Source organism: Paenibacillus sp. FSL H3-0321 (genome assembly GCF_038002865.1).
Classification (GTDB): domain Bacteria; phylum Bacillota; class Bacilli; order Paenibacillales; family Paenibacillaceae; genus Paenibacillus_AQ.
The window spans coordinates 2,623,163-2,639,393 of record NZ_JBBODH010000001.1 but is presented as its reverse complement, the minus strand read 5'-3'; the positions used below and the strand labels follow the sequence as shown (position 1 = coordinate 2,639,393).

Annotated in this window: 15 protein-coding genes and 1 riboswitch; of the genes, 11 read left to right on the top strand and 4 right to left on the bottom strand. The window is 40.4% G+C overall.

Annotated features, from left to right (window positions below):
- The first annotated feature begins 3 nt into the window (after positions 1 to 3).
- The 11 genes from galE to MHI45_RS11550 all read left to right on the top strand — a co-directional run bounded on the left by galE (position 4) and on the right by MHI45_RS11550 (position 11,882).
- Complete coding sequence (galE, locus tag MHI45_RS11600) at positions 4 to 1,038, top strand: UDP-glucose 4-epimerase GalE (RefSeq protein WP_076110703.1); 1,035 nt, start codon at positions 4 to 6, stop codon at positions 1,036 to 1,038.
- Entirely contained in the window at positions 1,035 to 2,192 is a 1,158-nt protein-coding gene (locus MHI45_RS11595; protein ID WP_076110702.1) for a glycosyltransferase family 4 protein, read from the top strand. Before galE ends, MHI45_RS11595 begins: the two co-directional genes overlap by 4 nt.
- Positions 2,193 to 2,220: 28 nt before the next feature.
- Positions 2,221 to 3,345: a glycosyltransferase family 1 protein gene (locus MHI45_RS11590; protein ID WP_076110701.1), complete on the top strand. Its 1,125-nt coding sequence runs from the start codon at positions 2,221 to 2,223 to the stop codon at positions 3,343 to 3,345.
- Positions 3,346 to 3,851: 506 nt separating this feature from the next.
- Positions 3,852 to 4,667, top strand: a complete 816-nt coding sequence (locus tag MHI45_RS11585) for a glycosyltransferase family 2 protein (protein WP_076114661.1) — start codon at positions 3,852 to 3,854, stop codon at positions 4,665 to 4,667.
- Positions 4,664 to 5,974, top strand: coding sequence for an oligosaccharide flippase family protein (locus MHI45_RS11580; RefSeq protein ID WP_341119078.1), 1,311 nt, complete (start codon positions 4,664 to 4,666; stop codon positions 5,972 to 5,974). Before MHI45_RS11585 ends, MHI45_RS11580 begins: the two co-directional genes overlap by 4 nt.
- Entirely contained in the window at positions 5,964 to 6,602 is a 639-nt protein-coding gene (locus MHI45_RS11575; protein ID WP_083675934.1) for a CatB-related O-acetyltransferase, read from the top strand. Before MHI45_RS11580 ends, MHI45_RS11575 begins: the two co-directional genes overlap by 11 nt.
- Before the next feature lie 548 nt (positions 6,603 to 7,150).
- The gene (locus tag MHI45_RS11570; RefSeq protein ID WP_076114201.1) at positions 7,151 to 8,251 is read left to right on the top strand and encodes a hypothetical protein; all 1,101 of its coding nucleotides are present in this window, start codon (positions 7,151 to 7,153) and stop codon (positions 8,249 to 8,251) included.
- Positions 8,238 to 9,275: an acyltransferase family protein gene (locus tag MHI45_RS11565; RefSeq protein WP_076114202.1), complete on the top strand. Its 1,038-nt coding sequence runs from the start codon at positions 8,238 to 8,240 to the stop codon at positions 9,273 to 9,275. Before MHI45_RS11570 ends, MHI45_RS11565 begins: the two co-directional genes overlap by 14 nt.
- A gap of 172 nt (positions 9,276 to 9,447) precedes the next feature.
- Complete coding sequence (gene vanR, locus MHI45_RS11560) at positions 9,448 to 10,143, top strand: VanR-ABDEGLN family response regulator transcription factor (RefSeq protein ID WP_038595760.1); 696 nt, start codon at positions 9,448 to 9,450, stop codon at positions 10,141 to 10,143.
- A gap of 13 nt (positions 10,144 to 10,156) precedes the next feature.
- Positions 10,157 to 11,278: a sensor histidine kinase gene (locus MHI45_RS11555; RefSeq protein ID WP_341119155.1), complete on the top strand. Its 1,122-nt coding sequence runs from the start codon at positions 10,157 to 10,159 to the stop codon at positions 11,276 to 11,278.
- Positions 11,271 to 11,882: a VanZ family protein gene (locus MHI45_RS11550; RefSeq protein WP_341119077.1), complete on the top strand. Its 612-nt coding sequence runs from the start codon at positions 11,271 to 11,273 to the stop codon at positions 11,880 to 11,882. The genes MHI45_RS11555 and MHI45_RS11550 overlap by 8 nt, the downstream gene beginning before the upstream one ends.
- Before the next feature lie 221 nt (positions 11,883 to 12,103).
- Here MHI45_RS11550 and hpt read toward each other — a convergent pair whose 3' ends face one another.
- The 4 genes from hpt to MHI45_RS11530 all read right to left on the bottom strand — a co-directional run bounded on the left by hpt (position 12,104) and on the right by MHI45_RS11530 (position 16,220).
- Positions 12,104 to 12,631 carry a hypoxanthine phosphoribosyltransferase gene (gene hpt / locus MHI45_RS11545; protein ID WP_038595755.1) on the bottom strand — a complete coding sequence of 176 codons (528 nt, stop codon included), beginning with the start codon at positions 12,629 to 12,631 and terminating at the stop codon, positions 12,104 to 12,106.
- A gap of 70 nt (positions 12,632 to 12,701) precedes the next feature.
- Positions 12,702 to 14,213, bottom strand: a complete 1,512-nt coding sequence (locus tag MHI45_RS11540) for an IMP dehydrogenase (RefSeq protein WP_341119076.1) — start codon at positions 14,211 to 14,213, stop codon at positions 12,702 to 12,704.
- 60 nt (positions 14,214 to 14,273) lie between these two features.
- Positions 14,274 to 14,834, bottom strand: coding sequence for a phosphoribosyltransferase (locus MHI45_RS11535; protein WP_341119075.1), 561 nt, complete (start codon positions 14,832 to 14,834; stop codon positions 14,274 to 14,276).
- Positions 14,835 to 14,970: 136 nt separating this feature from the next.
- Positions 14,971 to 15,073: riboswitch (purine riboswitch) on the bottom strand.
- A gap of 184 nt (positions 15,074 to 15,257) precedes the next feature.
- Positions 15,258 to 16,220, bottom strand: a complete 963-nt coding sequence (locus MHI45_RS11530; RefSeq protein ID WP_341119074.1) for a metallophosphoesterase family protein — start codon at positions 16,218 to 16,220, stop codon at positions 15,258 to 15,260.
- Positions 16,221 to 16,231: the final 11 nt, after the last annotated feature.

The following is a 16,231-nucleotide window of genomic DNA, read 5'->3' as shown; positions in this document are numbered from 1 at the left end:
AATATGATACTCGTAACAGGTGCTGCAGGTTATATTGGAAGTCACACTTGCGTGGAATTATTAAATTCGGATTTGGGAATCGTTGCTATAGATGATTTTAGTAATAGTAGTTTTCAATCTATTGACCGTGTACAAAAGATAACTGGGAAAAAGTTTGATTTTTATGAGATGAGTGTAATGGACACCGAAAAGCTAGAAATGATTTTTTCACGCCATAATATTCAAGCAGTTATTCATTTTGCAGGTTACAAATCTGTATCTGAATCAGTAACTAATCCTTTAAAATACTACCAAAATAATATAACGGGTACTCTATTTTTAATAGAAGTAATGAAAAAATACAATGTAAAAAACTTAATATTTAGCTCGTCGGCCACTGTTTATGGAAATCCTACGAATGTTCCGATTAGCGAAAATTCAAAGGTTGGGGTTACGAATCCATACGGTCGTTCTAAATTAATAGTAGAAGAAATATTACGTGACATTCATAACTCTGATAATGATTGGAACATTGTACTGTTAAGATATTTTAATCCTATTGGGGCTCATAAGACCGGAGAAATAGGAGAAGACCCTAAAGGAAGACCTAATAACCTACTGCCTTACGTTTCTCAAGTTGCAATTGGAATTCGAGAAAAAGTTAGTGTGTTCGGAAATGATTATGATACGACTGATGGTACGGGAGTTCGAGATTATATTCATGTTGTTGATTTAGCTAAAGGGCACTTAAAATCTATTGAAAAATTGTATACTCAATGTGGTTTCAAAATATATAATTTAGGTACTGGACAGGGATATAGTGTATTAGAGGTTATACAAGCTTTTGAAAAAGTTTCCAACAGAAAAATTGATTATACTTTTGAGCCAAGAAGAAGTGGTGATATAGGTATTTGTTATGCTGATCCGTCAAGAGCAAATGTCGAATTAAAGTGGTATGCAGAAAAAAAACTTGATGAAATGTGTAGAGATGCTTGGAATTGGCAAGTGAAGAATCCTGATGGATATAAATCTCATAGTGTATATGAGGGGATTTTATGAAATTACTTTTTGCGCATGATGTAATTATAAGAAAGAATATCGATACTAATCTATATTATAGTCCGTTTTTTAAATACAGTTTGTGGAAACGTTATTTGGAATATTATAGCGAAATTACTGTTGCGTCAAGGAATGAAATTGTTAAGGATATAGAATGTGACGAACAGAATTTATCAAGCGGACCATCTGTGATATTCTGTGAGATACCATCAATTAGTGGACCCGTTAATATGGTGAAAAATAGAACGGAGGCAACTTCAAAATTAGAATTAGCCATAAAAAATTCAGATATAATAATATCGCGATTGCCTAGTGAAATTGGTATGCTTGCAATCTCATTAGCAATTAAAAATAAAAAACCTTGGGCAGTTGAAGTTGTTGGTCATGTGTGGGATTCTCTGTGGAATTATGGTAGTTGGCAAGGGAAAATTTACGCACCGATTGCAACAATCCGAACTAAATTCTTTATAAAGAGAGCTCCTTATGCTCTATATGTAACTAAAGAGTTTTTGCAACAGAAATATCCTTGCCATGGTAAAACATTTGATTGTTCTGACGTGATGATAAACGATGTTAGTGATTATGATAAGGCAATGAAAAGATGTAAAAATAAACGTAAATATACAATTGGTTTAATCGGATCCATGGCAGCAAATTATAAAGGAATTGATACTGCTATAGTTGCATTAAATAAAATTAGAGAAAGAGGATTGGAATTTGAATTTAGGATTCTTGGTGAAGGTAACAAAGAACCCTATAAGAAACTAATAAAGAAATACAATTTGGAGGATAACGTTGTGTTTTCCGGGGTATTTCCTAGTGGAGAACTGGTTCTAAATTGGCTTGACGAGCTTGATCTATATCTACAGCCCAGTAAAACTGAAGGGTTACCTAGAGCTTTAATTGAGGCTATGAGCCGAGGGATTCCATCGATTGCCAGCAATGTAGGGGGGATACCAGAACTACTATCAAAAGATTACCTAATTAATCCTAATGATGCTATATCTTTGTCAAATAAAATATTTGATGTATTATCTAATGTTGAAATAAGGGAAAGTATGGCTACCACAAACATTCAAGTAGCAGAACAATATACTGCAAAGATTTTAGGAGTGAAAAGGAAATCTTTTTTTGAAAGTGTATTATTGAAATAATAATGAAGTGACTTATTGGAGTGATGTTATGAACGGACCAGTCCGTATATTACATGTTTTCGGAGCCATGAATTGTGGTGGAGCAGAAACCTTAATTATGAATGTTTATAGAAAAATTGATAAGGAAAAATTCCAGTTTGATTTTGCAGTGAATACAGATATACCTGGCTATTATGATAATGAAATTAAAGCGCTTGGTGGGAGGATATTTTGTCATCCCTCTCCAAAAGATAACATTATTAAGTATATTCAAGCTTTTAACAACACTATTAAATATTATGGGCCATTTATTGCTGTTCATAGTCATGTTCATAATTTTAGCGCAATTCCAATAATTATAGCTAAATTCAACAATGTTCCTGTACGAGTTGCTCATAGTCATAGCACATTGGGATATCATGGAATTAATGTGAGGAATGTTTATTACTTTATTTGTAAAAAAGCAATGAATTTATACTCTACAAATTTATTGAGTTGTTCTTCTGATGCAGCACATGCCTTATTTGGTAAGGGTATTCTAAAAGATGTAAAGCATCAAATACTTTTAAACGGGATTAATCTAGAAGTTTTTGAAAATATCTTAGAGAATCAGAATATAGGATATATAAAATTAGGTTTAAAAGAAAAAAGTGTTGTGTTTGGTCATGTAGGGAGTTTTAGTTATCCTAAAAATCACAAATTTATAATTGATTTATTTAGGGATATACTAAAAAAAATACCTGAATCTCATTTACTTCTTATAGGAGATGGGCCACTGAAAAAAGAGATAGAAGAATCAACAAAACTTATGGGGATTTATGATCACGTGCATTTTTTAGGTATAAGAGATGATATACCTCAGTTATTGAATTTAATGGATGTTTTTATATTTCCTTCATTGCATGAAGGCCTTGGAATTGCATTAATAGAAGCCCAAGCCGCGGGTATCCCATGTATCGCAAGTAACAATGTTCCGAAGGATGCTAATTTAAACTCTGGTTACTTTGAATTTCTTCCTTTGAATAATGATTTTAGTCAATGGCAGATAAAAATTAATGAAGCTTTACAATCTAAAGAAAATATAATATCCCCTCAAGAGCGATTTGAACTCATCCGAAAAAAAGGTTTTTCAGTTGACTCGACAACTAAAATATTAGAAGAGATTTATGGATGAATTATTATTAAGAGACAAAAGCAAAGGGAACGAAAGGCATTTATAAAATAAAAATGATATTTATTTTTAATAATATCTATATCTATATCAATTTTTAATATATTTTAGATCTGAGAAGTTTCCTGCTTCTGGCTATTACTAAGATAATAACAATTATTACCTTTATCCGATATTTGTTACATTAATGTTCTAATTTAAAGGAAAATTCATTAAAATAGAGATCATGAAGAGGTTACTTATGTATATATGGGACAATATTAATTTTAAAGGACATAATATCTCAGAAATATATGAAATATTTGGACTGTCTCCGCATAGTAATTATATGGAATTTCTCTTTTAGAGCGGTATCATATCCCTTATTGTATTTATTTTGATTAATATTATATTTTTAGTGTTTGAATTACCATATATTTCAAAATATTATTTTGATCATTAAATATTCTGTTAATGACATTATGTTATTTGTCCATAGGTGAGATGATTTATGGAAAGGAAAAAAATAAATGATATCGGTGATAACTGCTACGTACAATAGAGCTTACTCTATTATTAATCTTTATAAATCTCTATTGTTGCAAACTAATAAGAAATTTGAATGGGTTGTAATTGATGATGGGTCTACTGATAATACCAAAGAAACTATCAAAAGAATAGTTGATGAAAAAAAAGTTATTGTTAATTATCTATATCAAACTAATAGCGGAAAACATATTGCTCTAAATAACGGAGTGAAACTTGCGAATGGAGAGCTAGTTTTTTTTGTGGACTCAGATGACATTCTTACCGAGCATTGTATAGAATTTATAAGTGAAGAGTGGGAATTAATAAAGAATGAAAAGAGGATTGCAGGTCTTAGCGGGAATAAAGCATATCTAGATAGAAGGCTAATTGGTACGACTTTTGATGGACTGAAAGTTAATGCCAATTCTTTTGATTTTAGGTATAAATTAAAAGTCACAGGTGATAAGGCGGAGGTATTTAAAAAATCAATAATTGAAAAGTATCCATTTCCTCAGTTTTCTAATGAGAAATTCATTCCAGAAGCTCTTATTTTTAATAGAATAGCAAATGATGGGTATATTTTGAGCTGGATAAATGAGATTATATACTTGTGTGAATATCGAGATGATGGTCTCACTAAGCAAGGTCGTAATCTTTTTGTTAATTCGTGGAATGGTTATAGTTTATATATTAGAGAAATGTTAAATTATCGTAGTGTCCCTCATGTTTTTAAAGCGAAATTATTAATTAATTATGTCATAATGTCAATTAAATTCAAGAAGAAATTCAAGCTGTTTACAATACGAGAGGAACTATGAGTATAAAAAATAGGTTGTTAAATGGTATTAGTTGGAGGCTACTAGGTTCAGTATCAGGGCAATTGATGAGCTTTATGGCTGTTATCGTCTCGGCTAGATTACTAGGAAATGAAAATTATGGTATGTTCTCGCTAGTTCAAAGTACTGTTGTAATGTTTAGCTCGGTTGCTGGTGCTGGTTTAGGTGTCACTGCAACAAAATTTATAGCAGAATATAAGGGTATGCCAGAATATAAAGAGAAATTAAATAAAATATTAGGCTTATCGCATGTTACTGCAAATGTAATAAGTATGGCTCTTACATTAATTATGATACTCTTTGCTAGATATATAGCTTTAGAAATTTTTAAAGAAGAGGTACTAATAACACAGTTATTATATGCCAGTGTTTATATTTTTTTCTTTACAATAAATGGATATCAAGTCGGGGTTTTAACTGGATTAGAAAAATTTGATGATGTTTCAAAGATTGGTATTTTAAAAGGCCTATTTAGTTTAGCGTTCTTATCCGTATTTATTTATTTGTGGGGCTTGAATGGTGCTGCAATAGCCATTGTGGTTACGTCTGCCATATCCTATTTCTATAGTAAACGTTTGGTTACAAAAGCTATGAAAAATAATGATATTCAATTTACATACAAAAAGATTATGGAGGAAAAAGAGATACTATGGATTTTTACTTTCCCCGCAGCTTTAATAGGAATAATAGGGGGAGTGGCAACTTGGTTAGCAAATCAGTTCTTAGTTAATTACTCGGCAGATAGATTTATAAGTCTTTCGCTGTTTAATCTTGCAAGTAATTTAAAAATAATCATGACATTTTTCCCGATGGTAGTATTAGGTGTAACAAGCCCTATTTTAGTCAGTCTTAAAAATAAAGATTATAGATCGTATAAAAAGCTTTTTAAGCTAAACATTCTTTTGAATGGCAGCTTAACAATTATTTTTTCATTCATGGTTATTATCTCTTTACCACTGATATTAAAATTTGTTGGTGAAGGCTATAATGGGGTTACCTCAGTTATTATAATTATAGGTCTGTCTGCTGTGGTGGAGATTATCTCAACATGTATTTACCAGGAAATATATATAAATAATAAGATTTGGACAAACTTTATTTCTACTGTTTGCTGGGCAATTATCTTAATTTGCACTACCTTCTTTCTATCAGAAAAATATGGTGCACTTGCCATAGCAATGGGGTATTTATTTGCTAATATTTTCCAAAATATTTTTTACATTTTTGTTTATTACAAGATTAGAAGAGATAACAACAAAATAATAGAGGATATGAAACATGAAAGTTAAATTATTTAAGTTAATAGTGTTTTTATATGGGAAAATTAGAGTTAGAATCTGGAGGAAAGTCTTATTTAGTGTTATCGTACGTTTAGATGCACCTTCTCATAATGTTTTAAATGAGTTAATGAAAGTATATTACAATATAGATATTGGCGATTATTCTTATGGCTGCCATAAAATAGACGGAAGTATTGAACCTGGTACGGTAATTGGAAAATATTGCAGTGTAGCTCCCGGAGTGAGAATCGGAGGAATGAACCATCCTCATAATTGGGTATCCACACATCCAATACTGTATGATGAAAATTTTAGATACATCACTAATAACGAGAATACGCTAAAAGGAAAAGTAATAATTGAAGATGACGTTTGGATTGGTTTTAATAGCATAATTCTCGATGGAGTAAAAGTTGGAAAAGGATCAGTAATAGGTGCAGGAGCTGTTGTGACAAAAGATGTAATGCCTTATAGCATAATGGGGGGAGTACCTGCTAGACTAATAAAATATAGATTTTCAGAAGAAATAATATCAGAATTATTAAAAATAGATTGGACTAATTGGGATGAAGAAACTCTAAAAAATAATATTGAAGAGATGAAAAATGTAAAATTATTCATAGAAAAATTCAAGTAATTTCTATAATTGTAAGAGATGCATTGTTCTGTGACCAGACATGCTTGAGAAGTATACACGTTGTCCTGATTGCAATGGCACAGTAGGGTCACGGGTCTATCATATGGTTGTCCACTATACAGTAAGCAACAATCACCTCGTTGCACATGTTTTATTATGCTAGGAGAGACAACGTTTTGCTGCCAAACGATAAGCACATTTTATCAGTCATGAGCATTTACAGGAAGATATGCTTAAAAATGAGACGTCCAGGGATTCTCTGCTGGACCGGCAGGATGCCCGGTGATCTTTCGTTACTTCATCCTTACCGGTTGTAGTCTGTTACGTTGCATGATCCGCTGATTTTGGTATGTTCATTATCGCTGTACCAATAAGAAGTATCTATTTTGATTCTAACTGCAGAATCCTACTCAACATCCAATCTTTCACATTCCCCCCCCAACCCAATCTTACACTTTAGAGTGATGGAAAGTTATGAATTCCGTCTTATACTCTATAAGAAAGTACTCTATAAGAAAGTCAAATAAAGGGGGAGGAGAGTGAGGGGAATGAAGGAATATGACTATTCATTGGATGCTATTAAGGGGATTAGCTGTATTTTGATGATTGTGGCCCATATTCCGCTTTATTTTAATGGCAATGAGCGGGTGTTTCAGATTATTGCCGGTTTGGCCCCTGTACTTTTCTTTGCGGTCTCGGGGGTGACGACTACCTTGCAGGTTCGAAGGAAAAGCTTCAGATCGCTGCTTAGCTTCTACGTGTTGTTCGCTGTCATCGGTTTCTCCTATAATCTCATGTGGAAACCGGAGGTTCAGGCGTTCTCGGTAATGGATGTTCCCCAGATCATTGCACTCGGAGTGCTGAGTGTATACCTCATAGAGAAATATTTGAAACTTCCACTCTATTTATATCTCCTTTTGGCGTTGCTTGTTTTTTTGGTGCATTTTTTCATTGGCAGTCTATTGCCGGACTTCCCGTTTAAATCCATACTGTTCACAGAAACTGTTGGGTTTACCTATTTCCCATGGATGTTTGCATTTGTGGCCGGGATCTTCGCTTATCGGTGCAGCAACAGGGTGAACCTTATTGGAGCACTTATAGCCGGGGCACTGCTCGTGATATCCAGTTACGGTGGAGTGCGTGAAGCGGATTTTATCAAATACAATATGTCTGTGAACTATCTTCTGCTGTCTTTGTTTGTATTGTTCGGGGTCTTTTATCTCTTCAGAAGGAAAAAAAGCTATGCTCCCAGTAATCTGATGCTCTATTTCGGTAAGCATTCATTTCTATTTCTATTTACCCATCTGATCTTGATCTTGGCCTTTGACCGGCTTGGGCTGGGCCACCTGTATATTGTGTGGATATGGTGTCTGGCACTGGTCTGCACTTATGTGGCGATGAGAGTCCTGCTGTGGCTGGGCCGCTTCATCGAGCCGTATATGGGGTATCCGGCGGTTTGGGTTCTTATCGTCATTAGTGTGGTTGCGATTCCGCTGGTGATTTCTAATCGGGATTTAATCATTCTTGCGGAAGCTTCGCTTGGCATTCTCTTTTCGCTGAATTACAAGAAACTTTCCAGTCTAATGCCTGCGAGCCCCTCTTCCCGCCAGCTGCCGGCGCTTCAGGAGGTTATCCATGACAAAGCTTAATTATAAGCTGATCAGCACGTATCGTACCCAACTCATGGGACTGGCGATTCTGTGGGTGGTGCTGTATCATTCGACGATTAATGCATCCTCCGTGCCGGTTCTCGGCACCTTGCAAGCCTATGGGTACGGTGGAGTCGATATCTTCCTGCTGGTTTCGGGTTTGGGGTTATATTATGCCTATCGCGGTAATGTCAGCATGGCTACCTTTTACAAAAGACGGCTGCAGCGGATTCTGCCAACGTATCTTCCGGTGGTGCTGTTATTTTGTCTTCTGTATTGGGGGATCGGTGAGATGTCCTTTACAGAGGTCCTTCTGAATCTGACGACGCTTAGCTTTTGGCTCGGGCTGGACAGCCGGTTTGACTGGTACGTCCCTGCACTATTGGTGTTGTATTTGCTTACGCCGCTGTTTATGTATTTTTTCAGGGAGCGGAATAAGGTGATTACCGTTGCTGTGGCCAGCCTTCTTGGAATACTGCTCAGCGTAGTTCTATCTGGAACTTCGCTCTCCTATTTGCTGATTTTTACGATAAGAATTCCGATATTCTGTGTAGGCGTGTTTGTTGGATACCTTATCGATCAAAAACGGGCAATCTCGCGGCTGAGTCTGATCATGCATCTTGCAGTGTTTGTCTCAGGTATATTGCTGCTGGTAGTTAGCCAGAAATATCTGCAGGACTATGTATGGAGTTATGGACTGTGGTGGTATCCTTTTATTCTGATTACACTGCCTTTATGCATCTTGGCGGCGGGAGTACTGCACTGGATGGCAGAGCGTAAATGGACCCGTTATTCCTTCCTCTCATTCTGCGGCACGCATAGTCTGGAGATTTATCTGCTTCATGAAAGAATGCTCAAGATGTTGACAGATCTCGGGAGAAGCCTGAACCTGCAGGTGAACGACCTTGTTCTGAATGCGATTTGTATTCTCATTACGTTGGGACTGGCCTTACTATTGAAAAAAGCAGTTGCCGGGTTCAGCGCCAGAGTGAAGGCCGGTACAATACCAGTAACTACTTCGTGATTGCATTCAAAATGTAAGGCTGTCGAGAAAGTTTCGACAGCCTTCTTTATGTGGGAAACTCAGCTAACCTTAGGATTATCTTAAGAATTAAACAAGAAAAAAACAACATAAGCCCTTTCCGTTTTCTGGTACAATAAGTATATTTCATGCAGTGAAGGCAGGTGATCCCACAGTGACTGATAATATTCTGGTGGTGGATGATGAGCAGGCCATCACCGATCTGATCGAAATCTACTTAAGAAATGAAAATTTCAATGTTCATAAGTTTTATAATGGGCAGGATGCCCTCAAGTATATTGAGAATGAACATGTGGATTTAGCAATTCTGGATGTTATGCTTCCGGATATTAACGGTTTTACCATCTGCCAGCGCATTCGGGAAAATCATAATTTTCCTATTATAATGCTTACGGCTAAGGATGAAGAAACAGACCAGATTACTGGCCTTACGATGGGGGCAGACGATTATATTACCAAACCGTTTCGTCCGCTTGAGATGGTCGCGCGGGTAAAGGCGCAATTGCGCAGATATAAGAAATACAAGTCCATGCCAGTGCCTGATGAAACGGTCATAGCCTATTCCGGCCTGGTTCTGGATGTGAACACCCATGAGTGCTGGCTGAACGAAAAACAGTTATCTCTTACACCTACAGAATTTTCAATCTTACGGGTCCTTTGTGAGAATAAAGGCAAAGTCATCAGCTCGGAACAATTATTTCACGTGATTTGGGGCGATGAATATTACAATAAAAATAATAATACCATCACTGTTCATATCAGGCATTTGCGCGAGAAAATGAATGATTCGGTAGATAATCCGAAATGGATCCGAACGATATGGGGGGTGGGGTATAAAATTGAAAAGTAAAACCCATATTCAGATGAACTATGCAAAGTTAAGGATGAAAGTATTCATTCGAATGCTGATTTTGATAATTCTTGCTATCATCGCAGTGGATATTCTATATTTACTGGTTCGAGGACGACTGGGTGAGGGAGGCGTTCTGTTATTACAGCATGTTTTTGGTTACGAATATAGCGATGCCCTTTCGATTTACGAAAGTACTTTCCGTGATCATTGGGAAATCATAATGCTGATAGCGATATCGGCCTTTTTTCTTATTTTTTTCTATTTTTCTTTATCCTGGTTTACAAAATATTTTAATGAAGTCAATGCAGGAATGGATGCCTTAATTAAGGATGAAGCAGATATTACGCTATCACCGGAGATGTCCTCAATGGAGCAGAAACTGATTTTTGTGAAGCAAAGCCTCAAAAAACGTGAACTGGAAGTACAGGTGGCAGAGCAGAACAAAAGAGATTTGGTCATGTATCTGGCTCATGATATAAAAACGCCGCTTACTTCTGTCATTGGATATTTGAGTTTACTTAATGAAGCTTCCGATATGCCGATGGAGCAACAAGAGAAATATATGAAAATCACTTTGGATAAGGCGTATCATTTGAAGCGTCTTATCCATGATTTTTTTGAAGTCGAAAGGTATAACCTGCAAACGCTCCAGCTCAATAAACAGAATGTTGATATCTCTTATATGCTGATACAAATGCCGGATGAATTTTATCCCTCGCTCACGACTGCCGGAAAAAAGATGGTTATTGACGCCGAAGATACGATAACCGTTTATGGTGATGCAGATAAGCTGGCGCGGGTTTTTAATAACATTTTGAAAAATGCCGTTGCATACAGTGACGATAACAGCACGATTGAGGTGGCGGCAAAAGCCCATGAGGGTATGGCCAACATTACCTTTACGAACACCGGGCAAACCATACCGCCTGATAAGCAAAACAGTATCTTTGATAAGTTCTACCGATTGGATGATGCCCGTTCAACGAATACGGGAGGTGCAGGCTTGGGCCTGGCCATTGCCAAAGAAATAATAATGCGGCATGAGGGGCAGATCGGGATGCAGAGTGAAAATGGGAAAACCGTATTTAGCGTAAAGATACCGCTCACTTCACATGGAGGTCACTATGAATGATTTACTGGGTTACTTTATAATAGGGGGCATTATCATTGCGGCTCTCGCCATCTTATATTTGCCGGTATTCTTTTTGTTGAGGAGGCGGGTAAATGTAATCCGGCAGTTGTGCTTTTTGTTATTTGCTGCGTGTGGTTTTATAGTGTTGTACGCCACCATAATTTCAGCATGGGGAGAAGAAGCATTTCAACCGGCGCAACATCACTTGAATCTGATCCCTTTACGCTGGTTAAATGAGTCAGGGGGAATGTCGCCGGATAAAGCGTTTGTGCAGGTCTATGCTAATATCATCATGTTTATCCCCTGTGGATTTTTTGTGCCAAGTGTATTTTCATGGGCGCGAGCCTTTGGGAGAACTGTGTTGGTGATTTTTTTCTGGAGCTTTTGTATCGAATTTTCGCAATATTTTATCGGAGCCTCCGCAGACATTGATGATATAATTCTGAACCTCTTGGGAGGTATACTCGGATATGCCGTATTTGCTTTTTTATCCCTCTGCTTTCAACGTACAAGCGGGTGGGAGAAGTTGTTAGGCAATGAAAATAACAGACAAAAGAAAAACTCAATCCAAACAATGGATGCAAAACAGCGGTCGATCAAATGACGATTAAGATGAAACCAGGAGTGTATGGCCTGCTGGAAGCGAACCCGGCTTGGCCGTAGATATTATCACTATGAGGATTGTTGTTTATGTTGTTATAAGTGCGGTATGGATCCCCTTTGTCGGGCGCGCCTTTAAGCGTCACCAGGTCCAATAAAGCCTTATGAATCCATTACAGCAAAAAGAGCCGGCACTTAAAAAGTTCCGGCTCTTTTTGCTGCCCCTTATTCGCCCGTCTGCACAATCCAAACCTCCGGCAGGTTCCGGAATTGTTCGGCATAGTCCAATCCGTAACCGACGACGAATTCATCGGGGATTTCGATGCCGCAGTAGTCGATGGGGATGTCGGCGAGGCGGCGGGAGGGCTTGCTGAGGATGGTGCAGATGCGGACACTAGCGGCCTCACGGAGAGCAAAGAGCTGCTTGAGATGCTGCAGGGTCAGGCCGGTGTCGATCATGTCCTCGACGAGGAGGACATGTTTGCCGCGGATGTCGGTGTCGATGTCTTTTTTGACGGTGATGACGCCGCTTGAGGTAGAGCTGGCGCCATAGCTGGATACGGACATGTAATCCATGCCGATGGGGAGGGTGATCTCGCGCATCAGGTCAGCCATAAATACGGCTGCTCCCTTAAGGATGCCGATCAGCACCAGCTCCTTGCCTTCATAATCCCGTGATATGTCTGCTCCAAGCTCCTGGACTCTTTGCTGCAGCTCTGTTTTGGTGACCAGAACCTTTTGTAATGACGTCATTGTGTGGGCTCCTTATGAATCAGAATGATCCCGCCGCAGCAACCTTTCTGTGTTCACAGGCTGCTAATGATCAGGATGTTCTGTCTTTTTCCTTTAGCATAACATCATGTGCCCCCCCTTCGTAAATAGTTGTGGAGGAGACGAGGGTGATTTTGGCATGGTGCTGCAGCCCGGGAATGGTTAAAGCGCCGCAGTTGCACATGGTCGATTTGATTTTGCTGATGCTGAGATCCAGGTTGTCTTTGAGTCTGCCGGCATAAGGGATGAAGGAATCGACACCTTCCTCGAATTCGAGTTTGCTTTCTTTATCGGCGTTGCCGAAGTCGTATCTTTGCCAGTTGCGGGCCCGGCTGGAGCCCTCACCCCAATATTCTTTGACAAAGTTCCCGCCGACCAGCAGCTTGCGGCCCGGGCTTTCATCGAATCTGGCGAAATAGCGGCCCAGCATCACGAAGTCTGCACCCATGGCTAAGGCAAGGACGATATGGTAATCGTGGACGATGCCGCCGTCGGAGCAGATCGGGACATAAATTCCGGTCTGTTCGTAGTATTCCTGGCGGGCCGCGGCTACTTCAATGACGGAGGAGGCTTGCCCTCTGCCGATACCTTTTTGTTCCCGGGTGATGCAGATGGAGCCGCCGCCGATGCCGACTTTGACGAAGTCCGCCCCTGCTTCAACGAGGTAGAGGAATCCCTCTTTATCCACGACATTCCCGGCACCCACCTTTACCGATTCCCCAAAAGTATCCTTAATATAATGGATGGTCTCTGCCTGCCATTCCGAATAACCATCGGAGGAATCGATGCAGAGCACATCTGCTCCTGCTTCGACCAGCGCCGGAACCCGCTCCTTGTAATCCCGGGAGTTGATGCCAGCACCGACGATGAGCTGTTTATTGCTGTCATGCAGCTCCAGCGGATATTCCTGATGGCTGTCGTAGTCCTTGCGGAAGACCAGGTAGACGAGATGGCCGCTGCTGTTCACGATCGGAAGACAATTCAGCTTATGGTCCCAGATCATATCATTGGCTTCGGTTAAGGTGATGCCTTCTGCAGCGTAGATCAAAGCGGAGAGAGGAGTCATGAATTCCGTAATCGGGCATTCCGGCGGCAGGCGGTTCTCGCGGTAATCACGGCTGGTGACAATGCCCATCAGCTTGCCGGTTGGCTCCCCGTTGTCCGTAATGGCGATGGTGGAGTGGCCACTGCGCGCTTTTAGGGCCAGCACATCCTGCAGGGTATCCTCCGGGCGCAGATTGGAGTCGCTGAGGACAAAGCCGGCCTTGAATTTCTTGACTCTGCGCACCATATCAACCTGCTGTTCCACAGACTGGGAGCCATAGATGAAGGAGATTCCTCCGCTTTTGGCCAGAGCGATAGCCATGTTGTGGTCGGAAACGGCCTGCATCACGGCGGAGGTTACCGGAAGGTTCATCGTAAGCGCCGGCGCTTCACCCTTGCGGAACTTAGTTACAGGGGTTCTAAGATCGACATTACCCGGGATACATTCCTTGGTGGTCAGGTTCGGAACAAGCAGAAACTCGCTGAACGTTCTTGAAGGCTGTTCATAATAAAAAGCCATACGATCTTCACTCCCTTAAATAAGTTATTTATATAAGTTGAAATCAGCTTCTATAACACTTTATACCTTAGACAGCACCCGTACCGGTATGCCATAGTCTGCTTCCAGCGCCTTGTAGTGCTCGCCTTTGGCCAGAATCGCCTGTACCCCGACTAAATGCACGCCCATATCAGCCATTTGATCGGCGATGGAGCGGATAGTCGCCCCCGAGCTGATGACATCATCAAGTATAAGTACCCGATCCCCGGCCTTGAAACCGTCAAAATAAATATAGTTCTCGTTATAAGCGGTCTCCCGCTTGATGCATACCTCATAATTGTCGTACAGCTCGGTGCTGAGCCGCAGGATGTTCATCGGTTTCATCAGCTTGTAGGCGGCCAGCATCCCCCAAGTGTGTCCGCCGGGTTCAGGCGATACGATATAATCAAATGCAGGGAATTGCTGCGTAACACTGTCTGCCAGATTATCAGTGATTTCACTAATCAGCTCGGGATCAATATAGGTGCCCCGTTCTCCGAAAGGGTACAGCTTGAAATCATAGGCGGTATCCTTGTTTTTATAAATCCTCACATTCTTGGCCTTGCTGATGGACTCGCTTAACCGTGCATAGGATGCGCTCATCGCCTTCACTCCCTTTAATCTGAATAAGTCCTTAACATGAATATCAAAAAACCCCGGATGACAAGAGGCACATGCAAGACAAACGTCACCATAGGAGAGTGCATAATAATTATGCGGTCTCAGCCTTGGTTCCCTTCGGTCTTGCGTTGCCTCTTGTAGCCTGGGGCAATTTACGGTTGCCTGTAGATACGCTCAATCCAAATTATCGAGCTTATACAAGAGAGATGTAATGTTAACATTGTGTGAGGAATTATAACTTGAATTATTTTGTTATATGCTATCATTGCCGTTATGGTGTGTCAATCATTGATTTGGTGTTATGTAAATGAAAAAAGAACGAGACCGCCGCCCATCATGTGGGGAAGTCTCGTTCCAAGAGCGGGTGGACTGATTATTAGAGCCGGACAATTCCAGGTTGGAAGATTAATGTACCGTTACGTTATCCGGCTCATGAACGGGCTGTTCCAGTACGGTAGAGCCGTCTTCAAGACGGAGCCAAGTATCAAAATTCCTTTCGCCCAGGGTTAGTTTTATCACGCGGGCCCCCCGCTTAAAGCCTTCTTTTCCATAAGTATTGTAGCCTGAGGCCCGCCCGTAACAGAGGCGTATGCCATGCAGGCTGCCAACAAAGTCGTTGATATGGTCATGTCCGCAAAAGGTGCCCAGCACATCGCCCATTTCCAGCAAAGTCGCAAATAATCCGGAATTAACAGGAGCAGAACAGACGCGCTCGAATCGGTGTCCATGGCAGATCCGGGTAGACCATACCTCCTGGTACTCGGGAACCGGGATATGAAAAAATGCAAGTGCAGGCAGCTTATCCTCATGTGCTTGCGGATTCAGCCGTGCCGATTCAGCTGTCAGCCAGTTAAGCTGATTCCGCTGGATCCAATTGTAGCCTGGTACCTGCTCAAGACCGGAATAACTGCCGGAGTCCAGAAAATAAAGAACTGCAGCGGAGCTGCCATTGGGCCCCTCAATTTCAAGTGTATAATTGCCTGTACCGGCAAGCTCCGCAGGTCCGGCCTCAGCCAGCGTGTGAGGATGCTCCAAGGCTACCTGCATCAGTTCATCACGGGAAATGCGGGTTTCTGTATCATGGTTGCCAAATACAAAGGCCCAGGGAATGCCGGTTTGTTCAACAGCAGCGACAGCCTCCCGGAAAGCTTCCTGAGGGTTCTCACATTCCTTTTCTTCCGCTGGAACGGGACCCGTGTAAATTAAATCCCCCGTAAAAACGATAAGATCAGGCTGCTCCGCTTCTATAATACGCTCCATGAGTTCACGGGTACGCTGATCCTCGGCTCTTCCATCCATCCAATGTAGATCGGTAAATTGCACAATTTTAAAGGTTCCGTCGTTCTGGAATGATAAATGGCGTTTCATTTGGAAATTCC

Bases quoted from the DNA above. Each gene is read 5' to 3' on its own strand.
- galE (WP_076110703.1), top strand. From the start codon at position 4: ATGATACTCGTAACAGGTGCTGCAGGTTATATTGGAAGTCACACTTGC.
- MHI45_RS11595 (WP_076110702.1), top strand. From the start codon at position 1,035: ATGAAATTACTTTTTGCGCATGATGTAATTATAAGAAAGAATATCGAT.
- MHI45_RS11590 (WP_076110701.1), top strand. From the start codon at position 2,221: ATGAACGGACCAGTCCGTATATTACATGTTTTCGGAGCCATGAATTGT.
- MHI45_RS11585 (WP_076114661.1), top strand. From the start codon at position 3,852: ATGATATCGGTGATAACTGCTACGTACAATAGAGCTTACTCTATTATT.
- MHI45_RS11580 (WP_341119078.1), top strand. From the start codon at position 4,664: ATGAGTATAAAAAATAGGTTGTTAAATGGTATTAGTTGGAGGCTACTA.
- MHI45_RS11575 (WP_083675934.1), top strand. From the start codon at position 5,964: ATGAAAGTTAAATTATTTAAGTTAATAGTGTTTTTATATGGGAAAATT.
- MHI45_RS11570 (WP_076114201.1), top strand. From the start codon at position 7,151: ATGAAGGAATATGACTATTCATTGGATGCTATTAAGGGGATTAGCTGT.
- MHI45_RS11565 (WP_076114202.1), top strand. From the start codon at position 8,238: ATGACAAAGCTTAATTATAAGCTGATCAGCACGTATCGTACCCAACTC.
- MHI45_RS11555 (WP_341119155.1), top strand. From the start codon at position 10,157: ATGAACTATGCAAAGTTAAGGATGAAAGTATTCATTCGAATGCTGATT.
- MHI45_RS11550 (WP_341119077.1), top strand. From the start codon at position 11,271: ATGAATGATTTACTGGGTTACTTTATAATAGGGGGCATTATCATTGCG.
- hpt (WP_038595755.1), bottom strand. From the start codon at position 12,631: ATGACGTCATTACAAAAGGTTCTGGTCACCAAAACAGAGCTGCAGCAA.
- MHI45_RS11540 (WP_341119076.1), bottom strand. From the start codon at position 14,213: ATGGCTTTTTATTATGAACAGCCTTCAAGAACGTTCAGCGAGTTTCTG.
- MHI45_RS11535 (WP_341119075.1), bottom strand. From the start codon at position 14,834: ATGAGCGCATCCTATGCACGGTTAAGCGAGTCCATCAGCAAGGCCAAG.
- MHI45_RS11530 (WP_341119074.1), bottom strand. From the start codon at position 16,220: ATGAAACGCCATTTATCATTCCAGAACGACGGAACCTTTAAAATTGTG.